The sequence below is a fragment of the Candidatus Soleaferrea massiliensis AP7 genome, assembly GCF_000820765.1.
In the GTDB taxonomy this organism is placed as follows: Bacteria; Bacillota; Clostridia; order Oscillospirales; family Ruminococcaceae; genus Soleaferrea; species Soleaferrea massiliensis.
The window spans coordinates 123,528-139,056 of the sequence record NZ_CCYH01000016.1; the positions used below are offsets into that span (position 1 = coordinate 123,528).

General features: G+C 52.5%; 11 protein-coding genes. All 11 read left to right on the forward strand.

The genetic code is table 11. The features are described from left to right. Positions 1-690: 690 nt before the first annotated feature. Positions 691-4,497, forward strand: a complete 3,807-nt coding sequence (locus BN348_RS12925; protein ID WP_082020762.1) for a glycoside hydrolase family 3 protein — start codon at positions 691-693, stop codon at positions 4,495-4,497. A gap of 280 nt (positions 4,498-4,777) precedes the next feature. After that, positions 4,778-6,337 carry a response regulator transcription factor gene (locus BN348_RS03385; protein WP_040196182.1) on the forward strand — a complete coding sequence of 520 codons (1,560 nt, stop codon included), beginning with the start codon at positions 4,778-4,780 and terminating at the stop codon, positions 6,335-6,337. Next, positions 6,312-8,168, forward strand: coding sequence for a sensor histidine kinase (locus BN348_RS03390; protein WP_040196185.1), 1,857 nt, complete (start codon positions 6,312-6,314; stop codon positions 8,166-8,168). The genes BN348_RS03385 and BN348_RS03390 overlap by 26 nt, the downstream gene beginning before the upstream one ends. A 430-nt stretch (positions 8,169-8,598) precedes the next feature. Beyond that, complete coding sequence (locus tag BN348_RS03395; RefSeq protein WP_040196187.1) at positions 8,599-9,843, forward strand: AfsR/SARP family transcriptional regulator; 1,245 nt, start codon at positions 8,599-8,601, stop codon at positions 9,841-9,843. Between the two features lie 29 nt (positions 9,844-9,872). Further along, the gene (locus BN348_RS03405) at positions 9,873-11,003 is read left to right on the forward strand and encodes a transglutaminase-like domain-containing protein (RefSeq protein WP_052446669.1); all 1,131 of its coding nucleotides are present in this window, start codon (positions 9,873-9,875) and stop codon (positions 11,001-11,003) included. 77 nt (positions 11,004-11,080) lie between these two features. Then, a complete protein-coding gene (locus BN348_RS03410) occupies positions 11,081-12,136 on the forward strand; it encodes a type II secretion system F family protein (protein ID WP_052446670.1) in 1,056 nt (351 codons plus the stop codon). An 11-nt stretch (positions 12,137-12,147) separates the two neighbouring features. After that, positions 12,148-12,504 carry a hypothetical protein gene (locus BN348_RS03415; protein ID WP_040196191.1) on the forward strand — a complete coding sequence of 119 codons (357 nt, stop codon included), beginning with the start codon at positions 12,148-12,150 and terminating at the stop codon, positions 12,502-12,504. Continuing rightward, on the forward strand, positions 12,479-12,952 hold the full coding sequence (locus BN348_RS03420; protein ID WP_040196193.1) for a DUF4860 domain-containing protein: 474 nt from the start codon (positions 12,479-12,481) through the stop codon (positions 12,950-12,952). Before BN348_RS03415 ends, BN348_RS03420 begins: the two co-directional genes overlap by 26 nt. Before the next feature lie 74 nt (positions 12,953-13,026). Then, the gene (locus tag BN348_RS03425; RefSeq protein ID WP_040196194.1) at positions 13,027-13,449 is read left to right on the forward strand and encodes a type IV pilus modification PilV family protein; all 423 of its coding nucleotides are present in this window, start codon (positions 13,027-13,029) and stop codon (positions 13,447-13,449) included. Then, positions 13,449-13,949 (forward strand): hypothetical protein, encoded by a 501-nt coding sequence (locus BN348_RS12930; RefSeq protein WP_052446671.1) that lies wholly within the window; start codon positions 13,449-13,451, stop codon positions 13,947-13,949. Before BN348_RS03425 ends, BN348_RS12930 begins: the two co-directional genes overlap by 1 nt. Positions 13,950-13,955: 6 nt before the next feature. Next, on the forward strand, positions 13,956-15,011 hold the full coding sequence (locus BN348_RS03435) for a type IV pilus twitching motility protein PilT (RefSeq protein WP_040196195.1): 1,056 nt from the start codon (positions 13,956-13,958) through the stop codon (positions 15,009-15,011). The last annotated feature ends 518 nt before the right edge of the window (positions 15,012-15,529 follow it).

Sequence of the window (15,529 nt, forward strand, 5' to 3'; positions counted from 1 at the left end):
ATGAATAAATGTGGGCCCGCAGCGACCACGGCGCCCTTCGAGAGATGACGGCCCAATTATAGCATGTGCATTTTTTCAAAACAACCGGTTTGCGCAACGTGTCGCACAGCGGAGTCAAGAGAAAGGGGGTGACAAAAAAACAAAAGAGTTTTTGTTGATTTTGACCAAATAGTTTGTGAATAAATGAACAAACCTATGAAACTATCCGATGAACGGCTGTGAAAAAGTACATATCAGCTCAGAAAAAAGATGCTTTTTTACAAAAATCCATAGAATCACATAAAAAATGCACATGCGGTCAGATGTAATATTTCACCATGATATTGATATTGCAACATTGAAAGCATAAAATTGGAAATTCATTTTGAAATAATACATTTTATGGTGAAATGGTTCAACTTGCTGGGATTTCGTTTCGTTGTTTATTTGTGAAGAAATTGATATAATCATTTTGTCGATTACTTCTGAAATATAAAATGATCACAAAATATTTTTATTTTGCCTCTGCTTGATTTTTCAAGCCTTCATCCTGTGAAAATTTTATGATGGAAGAAAGAATCGTAACGGAAGTACACCTGAAAACCATGGAAAGAGAAAAGGAAGTGGTAACGAAATCTTGGAAAACAAAAAAATCGGTTACCAAAACTCTCAAGCGTATCGTTTATCTTATTAAGGAGGGAACTTAGGAAAATGAGTAAAAAAATGTCAAGAGCAATGAAATCGGTACTGGCTTGTGCTTTAAGTGCAGCACTCGTACTGCCAACACTCCCTGTTTTTGCAGGAAACCTGCATCCGGACGGAAACGCGAAAGCTGTAGCCATTGAAGCTGCGGCCGAAGGCATCACGCTGATCAAAAATGAGGACAATGTCCTCCCGCTCAGCAAGGATCCGACCTATCCGGTATTCGGACAGGGCTGTATCACCCATGTTCCGGGCGGCGGCGGCTCCGGCGATATGAACATCGCGTCGACGAGCGTCCATGAGAGCGTCCTCGAGGGTATGAGGGATGCAGGCCTTAAATACGACGACACAACGCTCCGTATTTATAAAGAAGACGGAGACCCGGACTGGTACAACGGCGGCAGCAGCAGAAACTTCGCGAATGAGGTTGCGTTAACGGCCGAGCAGGTGGCTGCGTCGAAGGAAAGCTCCAAATCGGACACCGCGCTTTATGTTCTGCGCAGGGGCTCTTCGGAAGGCTCCGACCGCAACGCGACCAATAAGGAAGCGACAGCCGGCGGTTCCAGCGCCAATACCACCAGAGCCGCTACGAACTACGAGCTCACCACAGTGGAACAGAACAACTTCGATCTGATCTGCGAAGAGTTTGACAACGTCGTTGTCATCATGAACGTTGTCGGCGTTACAGATTTGAGCTGGACGGAAAATTATCCGCAGATCAAAGGCATCATCTGCCCGTATACACCGGGAAGCTACGGCATGATCGCGCTGGGCCAGATTCTGGCAGGCGACGTGAATCCGTCCGGTAAACTGGTTGACACCTGGGCGAAATCGCTCTCCGATTATCCGGCAAGGGCAATCGAAGGCTCCACCTTCGGCACAGGCGTCCAGAACCCGGTCTATGCCGAGGACATCTATGTCGGATACCGTTACTTTGAAACCTTCGCACCGGACAGAGTCCTGTATGAGTTTGGTTTCGGCCTGTCCTACACTTCTTTTGACATTCAGACGCTCGAAACCAAAGCGGACGCGGACAATGTCACCGTTACCGTAAAGGTTACCAACACCGGTAAAACCTATTCCGGTAAAGAAGTTGTGCAGGTTTACTACTCCGCACCGCAGGGCGTTCTTGGAAAAGCTGCCAAAGTGATGGGCGCTTACGCCAAAACGAAGGATCTCGCACCTGGTGAAAGCCAGAGACTCGAGATTTCCTTTAAGACAAACAACATGGCTTCTTATGACGACGCTGGTTTGACCGGCAATAAGAGCTGCTATGTCCTGGAAGCTGGAAACTATGACATCTATGTCGGCAATTCTGTCAAGAATGTCGATAAGGTAACCACATACAATGTGCCGGAACTGAAAGTAACCGAGGAATGCACCGAAGCCATGACACCGGTTGCCAACAATCAGGGCACTCCGTTCAACAGACTGACCCCTGACCAGAACGAAGACGGCACCTTCACAGCAAACATTGACCAGCAGGCTCCGTATATCGAAGGCGACGAAGCGCGTGAAGCCCGCGTACAGGAAAGACGCGACACCGATCTGCCGTGGGTGGAGCTTACCGGCGAAGACAAGGGAGTCCAGTATGTGGATGTCCTGAAGGAAGGTAAGGATCCTGAAACAGGCGCTTACAATTGGGGCGATTATATGGCCCAGATCCCGATGTCTGAACTGGTACAGATCGTTGGAAACAGCACCACCATGGGTACCAACAAGACTTTGGAAGATTTGACTGACGAACAGCGCGAAACGCTGCTTGCGAAATATCCGAACCCGACCCCTGCACAGATCTGCGTGACATACTACCACACCCTGACAACCGTTGGAAGCGCCGGCTGGTTCGGTACCAGAGGCACTGACACCTCCGCTCTGGAGAAATACGGCATTCCTTGCCTGGCTACCATCGACGGACCGGCAGGCATGCGCACCACCCAGAATCCTGGAGAAGACGGCAATACCTGGTTCCAGTCCGGCACCCTGCGCGCTTCGATGTGGAATCCGGAAATGGGAGAAAAGCTCGGCTATGAAATCGGCCTGGAAGGCGTTATCAATAACTGCGACGTATGGCTTGCTCCTGGTATGAACATCCACCGCGACCCGCTGTGCGGACGTAACTTCGAGTACTACACCGAAGATCCTCTGCTCTGCGGACAGACCGCAGCGGCTGAGACAAAGGGCGTACAGTCCGCGGGCCAGGCGGTTACACTCAAGCATTTCGCCGCGAACCAGCAGGAAACAAGCCGTATGGGCGGCAACTCCCAGGTTTCCGAGCGTGCTCTCCGCGAAATCTACCTCAAGGGCTTTGAAATCGCTGTTAAGACGGCGAACCCATACTGCATCATGACTTCCTACAACAGGATCAACGGCAGCTATGCGTGCTCCAACTTCGACTTGTGCCAGACGATTGCCCGCGATGAGTGGGGCTTCACCGGCATGTTCATGAGTGACTGGGGCGCAGGCAAGGACGCCGGCGCAAACTTCGGCGGACTCACCGGAAACGCTCTGATGCTCCGTGCAGGACACGACATCTGGATGTCTTACGGCAACTCCATCAACAGAAACGGCAACTCCGGCGCTCCGGAAGCGGGCGTCTATGACAGCAGCGTTGTTTACCGCAAGGACAATGCCAACGGCGAACTCAGCTACTACACCAAGGATGGCGACAAGTACCTCTTCACCGTAGCGGAAGCTGACGCTGATACAACCGGTATCCTGCGTCCGATCGTAAACGGACAGCTGACCATGGGCGAGTTCCAGAGAGCGGTCACGAACATCCTCAACCTGATGAGCAAAAACATCTACTACAGAACCGCACGCTGGGATATCGGTCTGGCAGAGTACACCTACAGCCACGATTCCGATTTCACCACGGTAACAGACATCGGCGCAGGCCCGAGCTGGAGATCCGTCCTGCTTGACATGATCAACGAAGCCGAAGCGCTGGTGGGCTCTGAAGAGTACAACAGCACCTATGAGTTCATCCGTGAAAACCTCGACACCGCAATCAAGAATGCCTGGGCGGTTTACAACGATACCTCTTCGACCGTCGAAGAGATCACAGACGTATGGTACGATCTGGTCGACGCTATCGGCTACCTCTCCGCAAAACCGGCGGATACCTCCAAGCTGGAGAACCTGATTACCCTTGCGGTGGGTCTCGACACGACGAAGTACAACACTGGCGTCGAGGAATTCGAAGCCGCTCTGGACAATGCAAAACAGGTGCTCCAGGCAGCTCTGGAAGATATGTTTGCAAGCCAGGATGAAGTGGACCAGGCATACAACACGCTGCTCACCGCGATCCGCAACATGAGATACACGGTCAACAAAGACATGCTGCAGTCGCTTTATGACGAAGTAAACGGAATCGACACCTCGTTGTATTCCACTGCCAGCGTAGCGGCATTCCGTTCCGCAATGGCCTTTGCAGAAACCGCTCTGACGAATGACAATGCTACACAGGAAACAGTTGACAAAGCGTATTTGGATCTGAATAATGCTTATGCCGGACTGGAACTGATCTCTGATCCGGGCAAGGATCCGGAAAAACCGGATGACAGCAAACCGGATGACAACAAGCCGGACGACGGAAAATCGGATGACAATTCGAGCATCTCTGCTGACAACAGCAAGAAGCCTTCCAGCAACGTAGCTGGTGCTGGAAATGCCTCCACCGGCAGCACCGCCGCAAACAGCAAGAAGAAGAATGTCAATACCGGCGACAACGGTTCTCTGGCAATCCTGCTTCTGATTGTAGCTTCGGCTGGCGCAGTTGTCGTAACCCAGAGAAAGAGAATCCGTTCCAAATAATTCGATCTTCCCCTTTTTCTAACACCATAATACATCATAACGGTAAGGCGGCGGGTAAAATACCCGCCGCCTTGCTTATTTTAACCCGGTCTTCCTTGACTTGCCCGCAGTTCATCATTTTATTGGATATCCAAAACAGCAATAACAGAAAAAATGACAAAATATATGGATATTTGATGGATAAATACGGACAAATCGTTCATTTTGTGTTATAATGATCCATACAGCCTGAAAAGCAGGCAACGGTGATTATGATGGCACAAGAAGAAGGGGGATCGGCATGATCAAAGTCTTATTGGCGGATGACAACAAACTGGCACTGGATCACCTGACACAGCTGGTCCGTGAACGGGATGACGAATTTGAAGTGGTCGCCTGTATGGAAAACGGTGCGGGCGCGCTTGCCGCATTCGAACGGTATCAGCCGCAGCTGGTGATCACGGATGTATGTATGCCGGGCATGTCCGGCATTGATCTGGCCAGGGAGATCAAACGCATGGCGCCGGAAACGGTTATTATCTTCTTATCCAACTATGAGGAATTTGAATATGTCCGTTCCGCTATGGATCTGGGCGTGTTTGACTATATCCTGAAGCATGAGAACATCCAGAAAAAGCTGGGCGAGAAGCTCACGGCGGTGAAAAAAATATTGCGCCGCAAACCGCAGACCGTCAAGTTTTCGGAGGAGGGCTGGCTGCAGTCGTTCTGGTCCCAGATGGAGCATGACGGCAGCCAGGCGATCAGGGAACAGGCGCAGGAGATTTTCCCTGAACAGTACGACTTTTTCCTGATGGAACAGGACTGCTTCCTGCCGCCGATCTGCGAGCTGCTGCAGACGGAAACACAGGAGGTTTCGGACCGGAATGTCAAGGACATCTGTTATCTGCATTTTAAGCAGGCGGTTGCCGTTGTCCGGTATGAGAAGTACCGGTATCTACTGATGATGCGCCGCGGGAAAGAAGAGAACGCCGCCGCGTACAAGATCAAGGAGAAACTGCAGGAAAACCTGTACACCAGCTTCTCGGTGCTGATCGTCTGCGAGAACGCCCCGATTCTGGAGGGACTTTCGCTGAGCTGGTCCAGCAGGGATATGCTGGACCAGCGGTACTTCTACCCGATGTCGGTCGTGCTGAACCGCTCGACCATGCAGAGGGCGAAGGAGAAGGGCAGTCCCACGCAGTATCTTGACGGGAAAAAATTTGAATACAACCTGCTGAAAAACAGGATCCATGAGCTGTGTGAACAGATGGACGCGGCCTATCTGGACATCATCCGCAAACGGGATATCCCGGGTCTCTTTGAATTTCTGCGGACGCTAATCTCCTTTCTGCTGCCCTACCATCAAAAGGTGATGGATTACAAGAAGGGCGGTTCGTTTGTGCTGTATCAGGAAACCACTGTGGAGAGCTGGTATTCTGCGGACGACACCTTTTACTGGCTGAAGCAGAAGTACATGCAGCTCGCGCAGATACAGGAGAACAATTCGTTTTTCAGCTATTCCGCGCAGGTCCAGGCCGCCATCAAGTACATCAACGGCCATTACATGGAGGTCGATATCGGCGCGGAGGATGTGGCTGAACAGGCCGGACTCAGTGTAAACCGTCTCAACACCCTGATGAAGGAGGAGACCGGCAGCACGGTTTGGAAGTTTTTGACCAAGGTGCGGGTGGAGAAGGCGAAACAGCTTCTGGACAGCACCGGATACACGATAGCAGAAATCTGCCCGATGGTGGGGTACAGCACGTCGTCCTATTTTTCGAAGATCTTTAAAAAGACGAACGGCGTCTCCCCACAGAAATATAGGAGTATGAAAGATGACGCACAAAAAGCTGAAATTTAAGTCCATTATAGCCCGCTGCATCACATATTTTCTGCTGGTCAGCGTCGTGCTGCTGCTCGTCATCGGCATGATTTTTCCAACGCTGTTCTATCAGATGATGAAGCCGTACTTCAACAACAACATCGAAGGCCTGATGAGCGCGAGCGCGACCAGGGTGAGTTATATCTTAGGAGGAAAAAACGGCGCGGTGTACACGAGGTTCCCCAACGATTCCGAGCTGCACGAGCTGCTGGCGGACTATTATGACCCGGAGCAGGAGGCGCGGCATGACGAGATCAGGCGGCAGCTTGACGGGTATTATGAATTCAAAAGCTACAAGGATAAGAAGATCATGAATGAAACCGGGATCATCTCGTTTGTGGCAACCAACATGGTCGTGGTGAACGAACGCGGAGACATGTTTTACAATCCTCAGCTTGAGGACTGCGTCGAAACGGTCACCTCCTCGGAATGGTTCCAGAACTTTAAAAAATACATGGATGTTCCCAAGTCTTCGCTGCCGCCCGCCTATGCCAATCGGGAAAGCGGCATATATTCGCCGATATTCGAGGTTGAATGCGAAGGGCGGCAGATGGAGATCTTCTGTCTGACCGCCGTTTATGAAATCAACGGCATGATGTACTATCCGATCCTGATGACCGATTTTGCGGACCTCCAGCGCCAGTGGGAAGCGTTGGTCAATCTGGGGCTTGAGGACTACGCGCTGCTTGGTTCGGGCAACCGGGTGCTGTACAGCAACCTTGGCCCGGAGGCGTCCGATATCAGGCTGGATGAGCTCGACATCCTGGAGGGCAAGCAGTACGAGGTTCTCATGCAGGAGGACAACAGGGGCATGAACTACTCCGTTATGTTCTCCTACCCGGCGGAAGGCCTGCGCCTGGTCATCCATGCGGGGCCCGATGTGCTGTTTAGTCCGTACACCAGCGTCTATTGGATGCTGATGGTCACCTTTGTCATCGCGTTCTCGGTCTTTCTGCTTCTGATCAGCTGGGTTCTGAAGAAGATTCTGGGCAGGCTGACAAAGCTGTCCCGTACCATGAAGCGGGTCAAAAACGGTGATTACAGCGTGGTGGTCAAGGACGATTATGAGGATGAGATCGGGGATCTGTCCCAAACCTTCAATGTGATGGTTTCCCGCATGCAGTACCATATCAAGAACACGCTGGAGCAGGAGAAGCGGGAACGGCAGATCCAGTACAACCTGATGGTGGCGGCCATCAATCCGCATTTTATCTACAACACGCTGAATACCGTCACCTACCTCGCCGAGCAGCAGCGGATGGAGGAGGTTTCCCAGGTCAATCAGGCGCTGGTGGACATCCTCAAGGACCGGCTTAAAACCAGCACCGACCATTCCTTCGACAAGGTGAAGAACGAGCTGCGGATCCTCAGGCAGTACCTCTACATCCAGAACCATCTCTGCCACAACACGACCGATCTGGTGTTCAATGTGTCGCCCGAGGATATGGAGCTGTCCATCCCGAAAAACATCCTGCAGCCGCTGGTGGAAAATTCGCTGCTGCACGGCATCCTGCTGCGCAGCAGGGAGGAGATGGGGAACGGCAGAATCGAGATCACCGTCAAGAAGGTGGAAAACAGCATCCTGGTCAGCATTTCAGACAATGGAATCGGCATGGATCAGGAAACGATCGACCGGTATTTCGGCTGCCATGATATCCCGGAGAACTGCGGGGAGAATGGAACGGATCACATCGGCGTTTACAATGTGAGACAGCGTCTGTCCTACCTTTACCAGGGACGGTGCAGAATCACCGTTCAGTCCGTCGTGGGGCAGGGAACCGAAATTATGATCATCCTGCCGGAATATTAAAGGGATGGGAGAGACTGCCGGCTTTTGAATCATAGTGGAAAGACACCGGGTGCGAAAGCGGCACACCGGTGTCTTTTTTGTGTCGGCCATCGGACTGGCAAAGAAGCGGACTGGCGATATCTCAAAACCGGTTTCTGCTTTATAAAAGGGGAAACCGATTCATGGAGTTTAAAATATACTCTGAATTGCAATGAACGTGATGTTTGAATTCTGCAGCATCATTTGTGCTGGTTCAAAGTCTGCAGCTGTATGTTCAGCAGGATTTTGTGACACTTTTCTATATATTTCTAAAACGATATCATGACTTTCAGTGAATTCATCGTTTGTATTTTCCAGAGAGATATGCTATACTTATACGATAGATAAAAATATACAGCGGGAGCAGCAAAGGTGAAGAAAGAATGCATACATATAAAGGTGGAGAAGCGTAATGGCCACGGAACAAACTGATAAGACGCATGGGCGGAACGACGTGATCGAAGTGTATACCCTGGGCGGCTTCTCGATCAGATATCACGGGAATGTTTTATCGGAAAATACCGGACGGACAAAAAAGGTGTGGGCGCTCATCGAGCTGCTGCTCGCAAACAGCGGCAGCGATGTTTCACAGGAAAAGCTGATGGAAGCTTTGTGGGCGGATGAGGACTGCGACAATCCGCTCAACGCCCTGAAAAACCTTGTCTATCGCGCAAGGAATCAGCTGAAATCCTTATTGAACAACGGGGATCCGGCCGTTGATTTCATCAAGTTCGAGCGCAATACCTACGCGTGGAACCCGGATTTGCCCTGCCGCGTCGATGTGGATGAGTTCGAGAAGCTGATCCGGGAGGCGTCCGGCGCGGATTTGCCGGATGAGGAGAAGCTTCGCGCGTACCGGAAAGCGGCATCCCTTTATAAAGGACAGTTTCTTCCGAAATCCTCCTTTATGGACTGGGTGATTGTAAAGGATGCGTATTACAGCTCCCTTTACAACCAATGTGTCGTCAAGCTTGTCAGCCTGCTGATGCGGCATAAGAAATTCGAGGAGGCCGTTCAGGTCTGCGAGCGGGCCGTTTTCTTCAGCCCGTTTGAGGAGGAAATCCATCAGCTGCTTTTATGCGCCTATTCGGAAACGGGACAGCAGAAGAAGGTTGTCGAGCACTATAAGCGGATCAGCGAGACGTTCTACAATGAGTTCGGCGTGAATCTGGCGCCGGAAACCGTCCAGCTCTACAAGAAGCTCATGAAGGCCATGCACAATGTGGAGATGGACCTCATGGCAATCAAGAACGACCTGCGGGAAACCGATAAAAAAAACGGTGCGTTCTTCTGCGACTATGACATCTTTAAAAATATTTACCGCCTGCAGGCGCGCACCATGCTGCGCACCGGTTATCCGGTACATATCGGCCTCATCACCTTCACGGATTTGGATGGGGAGCTGCCGCCGGCCGAGGTCATCCGGCAGGTGATGACCGCATTCCGGGAGCATGTCGTCCGCAAACTGCGCAGGGGCGATGTGATTGCCGCATACAGCTCCACGCAGTATGTCATCATGCTGCCGATGGCCACCTATGAGAACTGCAAGAAGGTGATCCACCGGCTTGTCATGGATTTCGAAAAAGGGATCTCAAAAATGGGGATAAAGGTCAGCACCATGCTGCACGAGATTGAACCGGTTGAAACGGACCGGTAGGTGTTTATTCTCCATAGAAGGAGTAGATTATGCGAAAGAAATGGGATATCATCTGTCCAATCGCGTTTGCTGTCATTTCGATGATCCTGGTGTTTGGACTGATTGCATACAGATGTTTCTACGGGCCGGATTCTCCGGCATCGTCTCCCGGCCTGTCGGCTTCGGACAGCTCGAAGGAGACGTCCAGCCAGACCAGCTCCGCGGAGAGCAGCGCGGCGAGCTCATCGTCTGCGTCTTCGGAAAGCAGTGATGAGAGTAAGGACAGTTCGAAAGCGTCCTCCTCCGAAGAGTCTGCCGCATCGGACGGAAACGACGGCGAAGATGGCGATGACGGCGATACCGACGACCGTGCCGACGGAAACGGCGGCGGTTCAGGCGGCGGAGGCGGAAACAAGCCGTCGTCCTCTGAGGAGAAGGTCTATAACGGGCCGATTTCGGTCATGACCCCCTACGCGGGCGGAACAGAGGTGTACGGAGAGGACGGCACGGTCATCGACGCGAGCAACTCCTCGCAGGGCTATGTCATGGTGAAGCAGGACGGCTACAGCAGCCGCCTGAAATGCCAGGTCATCAACGAAGGCACCGGGGAGACCTACAACTATGATCTGAACAACCAGGGCTGGTACGAGGTGTTCCCGCTCCAGATGGGCAGCGGCACCTACCGGGTTTCGGTTCTCGAGAATATCGGCGGATCCAGCTATCTGGAGATTTCCTCCGGATCGTTCAGCGTGAGTTTGGCAAGCAGCGAGATACCGTTCCTGTATCCAAACCAGCGCGTGTGGTATACCTCCGATTCGAGCGCGGTCAAAAAGTCCTATGACCTGTGCGTCGGCGCAGGCAGCGACGGCGAAAAGATCAGCGCAATCTATAACTATATCATCAACAACATCAGCTACGATTACGGGAAAGCAAGCTCGGTGAGCAGCGGCTATATCCCAAGCCCGGATTCGACCCTTTCGTCCGGCAGCGGAATCTGCTACGATTACGCCGCGCTCATGGCGACCATGCTCAGAGCGCAGGGAATCCCCGCAAGGCTGGTCATCGGCAGCGCGTCGGGTTCCAGGCACGCCTGGAATATGGTGTACGGGCAGCTGTACGACCCGACCTTCGCGGCGGCGGGGTCATCGGGCTCGGGTTATTCGCAGTCCCAGGTATTTTAGTAAAATTAGTTTATATTGCGGTTCGGCAGGCTGAACCAAACGATATCAGACAGCTTAAAACAGCGGGAGGCATTGCAATGCAAGAGAATGAAAAGACACGTACGCTGCCGGCAGGGGAAACGGCTTTGTTCTGTGCGCAGATTTCCCTCATCCTGAAATCCGGCATCCCACTCTATGACGGCATCTCCACACTGTGTGAGAGCGGCGAGGACGCGAAGGCCAGAAAGGTCTTTGAGCAGATCACCCATACCGTCGAGAAGACAGCATCCCTTTACGAGGCCGTCAAGGAGGCCGGCGTATTCCCATCTTATATGGTGAACATGGTGCGCATCGGCGAGAAGGTCGGAAAGCTTGACGACGTGATGGAATCGCTGTACCAGTACTATGAACGAGAGGCCAAGACCAAGAAGTCGATCAAAAACGCCATCCTCTACCCGACGGTGCTGATTTTGATGATGGCTGTGGTCATAGCCATCCTGGTTGTACAGGTCATGCCGATCTTTACGCAGGTTTTCCAGAATCTCGGCGCGGAGATGTCGGCGGCCGGAACGATGGTTATGCAGTTCGGCCTGATGGCCGGCAGGATCGCGCTGGTGCTGATCGCACTGATTGTCGCGGTGCTTCTGGTGCTGTTCATCGTTTCCAGGACAAAGTCGGGCAGCGTCAAGCTGGAACGCTTCAGCGGATGGTTCCCGCTGACGAAGAAGCTCAGCCGGAAGATTTCTTCCGCAAGGTTCGCGTCGGTCCTGGCCATGATGCTTTCGAGCGGCTATCATCTGGAGGAAGCGCTTGAGCTCGCTCCGGGTATCGTGTCCGATCCGGCGACGCGCGATAAGATCAGGGAATGTCAGGAGCTCATGGACAAGGGCGTTTCATTTCCGGAAGCGCTTGTCAGAATCAAGATGTTCTCCGGCGTGTACAACAAGATGATCCGGGTCGGCTTCCAGGCCGGCCAGCTCGATACGGTCATGAACAAGCTCACAGATATTTACGAGGAAGAGGTCGACGATTCGATCAGCCGTCTTGTCTCCATCATCGAACCGACGATGGTGGCCATCCTTTCGGTGGTGATCGGCGTCATCCTGCTGTCGGTCATGCTGCCGCTTGCGGGAATCATGTCCTCGATTGGATAGGAGATGTCCACATGCATCTGTACAAACAAAAACGGCTCCATATCAAGGGGCTGGTCATCACGGTCACGGTGTTTGCCGTCGTCGTCGCGATATTCCTGTACGGCTTTATCAGCGCGACCAATACGGTCCGGTCCCAGCAGAAGGCACTGCTGGAGAAGGCCATCGACAGGGCGGTGATCAACTGCTATGCGATCGAAGGCAGCTATCCCGAAAGCGTTGCCTATCTGGAGGAGCATTACGGCGTTGTGATCAATCATGAGAAATACCTGGTGGATTACGAAGCCATCGGCAGAAACGTCAAGCCGTCGGTCCGTGTGACCGATCTGGAAGGGGGTGGACAGGATGCGCAGCAGATCCCACTCGATTGACGTGTTGTTCAGCTTTGTCCTGTTCGGCCTGTTTACGGTCTTATCCTTTATGCTGGTGCTCATCGGCGCGAATGTGTACAGCGGCGTCGTAAAGGCGTCGGACGGCAACGACGAGGTGCGCGCCTCGCTGTCCTATGTCTCAAACAAGGTGCGCGCGGAAAACCGCCGGGAAGGCATCCGTGTGGAGGAACGCAGCGGTGTCCGGACGCTGGTCATCTCGCAGGAGATCGAAGGCAGAACCTATGAGACGCTGATCTATTATTATGACGGCAGCCTGCGGGAAATCCTGCGGCGGCCGGACCAGAGCTTCGACCCGTCGCGTGGGCAGGAGATTGCGGAACTGAAAAGCTTTGATGTTTCTGAGAACGAACAGAAAAGCCTGCTTACTTTGACAATTATGACGACGCAGGACCGGGAATACACCTCCCGGATTGCGTTGCAGCTATAGGATGTGCCGAACGGCCCTGTTCCAGCAGCGGGCCGGGACGCTGAGAAGATACTGCTGGAGAAATGGAAGTGTGTATGAAAAGCGCGGGAAAAACCAACACCCTATTGATGGAACTGATCATTGTGATTTTATTCTTTTCCCTGTCGGCCGTGATCACGCTTCAGCTGTTTGTCACTGCGCACGAACAGAGCACCTTAAGCCATGACAAGACCATGGCGCTGCTGCGGGCGCAGAATGTTGCGGAAGAGCTCCGGGCGGATGAGAGCAGCGTCCTGACTGGCTTCAGCGAACTGGAAGAGGACCGGTATATGATCTGCTACAATGAGGACTGGGAACCGTCCGGTGAAACGGGAGCCTATGAGATGTCGGTTCAGGTTGAACGGAAGCCGTCCGAATACGGCACCATGATGGAGCTGGATGTCCGGGTAAACAAGGGCGGTCAGGAGCTCTGCAGCCTGCAGACAAGCCGTTATCTTCCTGCAAAGGAGGATGTGTGATGAAACAGCAGAAAACGAGAACGAGAATGTATCTGGGAACGGGGGCATCCTCAATCCTGATGATCTTTATTGTGCTCTGCCTGACGACGTTCGGCGTGCTTTCCTATACATCGGCCCGTGCCGACCTCAAGCTGACCGAGAAAAATGAGGACGCGGTTTATGCGTCCTATCAGGCTGAAACGCAGGCCCAGGCCATCCTGCAGCAGATTGATACCGTCCTGGGACAGGCAAGGAAAAACAGCGCTGAAACCGGGACAAACGATAAAATGCTTAATCTGTCCAGGCTTTCAGAGATCGAAGGTCTGACGATATCTGAGGACACCGTGTCCTTTTCGGTTGCATGCGGCGATCGAAAAGCCCTGCAGGTTTTGTTGAAGCTGACCTCACCGGAGGAAGAGAAGCGGTATGAGCTGATCAGCTACCGGTATGTCGATACGGGAGAATGGCAGGCCGAGGAATCCGGGGAGCTGTGGCAGGGTGAAAACAGGGAAGGAAGTTAATCAAATATGAATGTAGCCGAGGTGCTGAGACAGGCGGTGGAGCGGGATGCATCGGACATTCTGATCGTTTCAGGGTGTCCCTTATCGCTGAAGATCAAGGGAAGCATCGTTCCGCTGCTGGATGAAAAGCTGTGTCCGGACGATACAAAGGATTTGATCGAACAGATATACGGATTGGACGAGGTCAAGGATATCCAACGCCTGCTGGAAACCGGGGACGACGATTTCTCCTTCTCGGTCAGAGGCCTTGGCAGGTTCCGGTGCAACGCCTATAAACAGCGCGGCTCGCTGGCGGCGGTGCTGCGGGTCGTGAAATTTGACCTGCCCGAGTTTCAGAACCTCCACATCCCGCAGACCGTCATAGACCTGTATCAAAAACAAAAGGGACTTATCCTGATCACCGGGCCGGCCGGCAGCGGCAAATCCACGACGCTTGCCTGCCTGATCGACCAGATCAACCACAACCTCAACAACCATGTGATCACGATCGAGGACCCGATCGAATACCTGCATACCCACCGCAAGAGCATCGTCAGCCAAAGGGAGCTGGAGAGCGACACCGAGAGCTACGACCAGGCGCTGCGCGCCGCGCTCAGGCAGTCGCCGAATGTCATCCTGCTGGGCGAGATGCGGGATTTTGAAACGATCCAAACGGTTCTGACAGCGGCGGAAACCGGTCAGCTGGTCTTTTCGACGCTGCACACGATCGGAGCGGCCAAGACAATTGACCGCATCATCGACGTCTTCCCAGCTAATCAGCAGCAGCAGATCAGGGTACAGCTTTCCATGGTCCTGCAGGCGGTGGTTTCACAGCAGCTGATTCCGACACTGGATGGGGGAATCATCCCGGCGTTTGAAATCATGATCGTGAACAGCGCGGTCCGTAATATGATCCGGGAATCGAAAATCTATCAGCTCGACAATGTCATCTATTCCGGCGCTTCGGAAGGGATGGTCACGATGGATGCGGATCTTCTCCGGCTTTACCGGGAAGGAAAGATCAGCCGTGAAAACGCACTGCTCTATTCAAGCAATCTGGACACCATGAGCAAAAAAATCTGATCAGTAAATATATAAAATGCCCTGTACAAACTTGTTTGACAGGGCATTTTATTGTAAGCGAAAACCCCCGGCATTGCCGGGGGTACCGAAAAAGCAGAGACTTAAAATAGGCAAAGAGAGAGCAATTATGCAAAATAAAAACGGTTATAGCAAAAGTTTACGTTAAAAGGATGTGACAGGGCTAACATTAGGACGTGAACCGCGCTAACTAATATAAAAAGTCTGCCCGTCTGCAATTGTCTACCGGATATGAACCTTTGCGAACCTCGCTCGTAATATGCGTCTTGAGACGCTGCCAGTATCATAGGGCTTTGCCCGCATATGTAGAACCACCAGCTAAGCTGGTGGGTTCCTATTGTTATGGCGGATATTTTGCTACAGCGCAGCGGTTTTTTTATGGTTGCCAAGTGACACTTGGCAGAGTGGAAGTTCTTCTTTGCGCGGCCAAAGAAGAACCAAGAAAGGCCGCCAAAGGGGGAATGCCGCTTCGGTAGAGTGAGAATGGACGTCATTCCCCC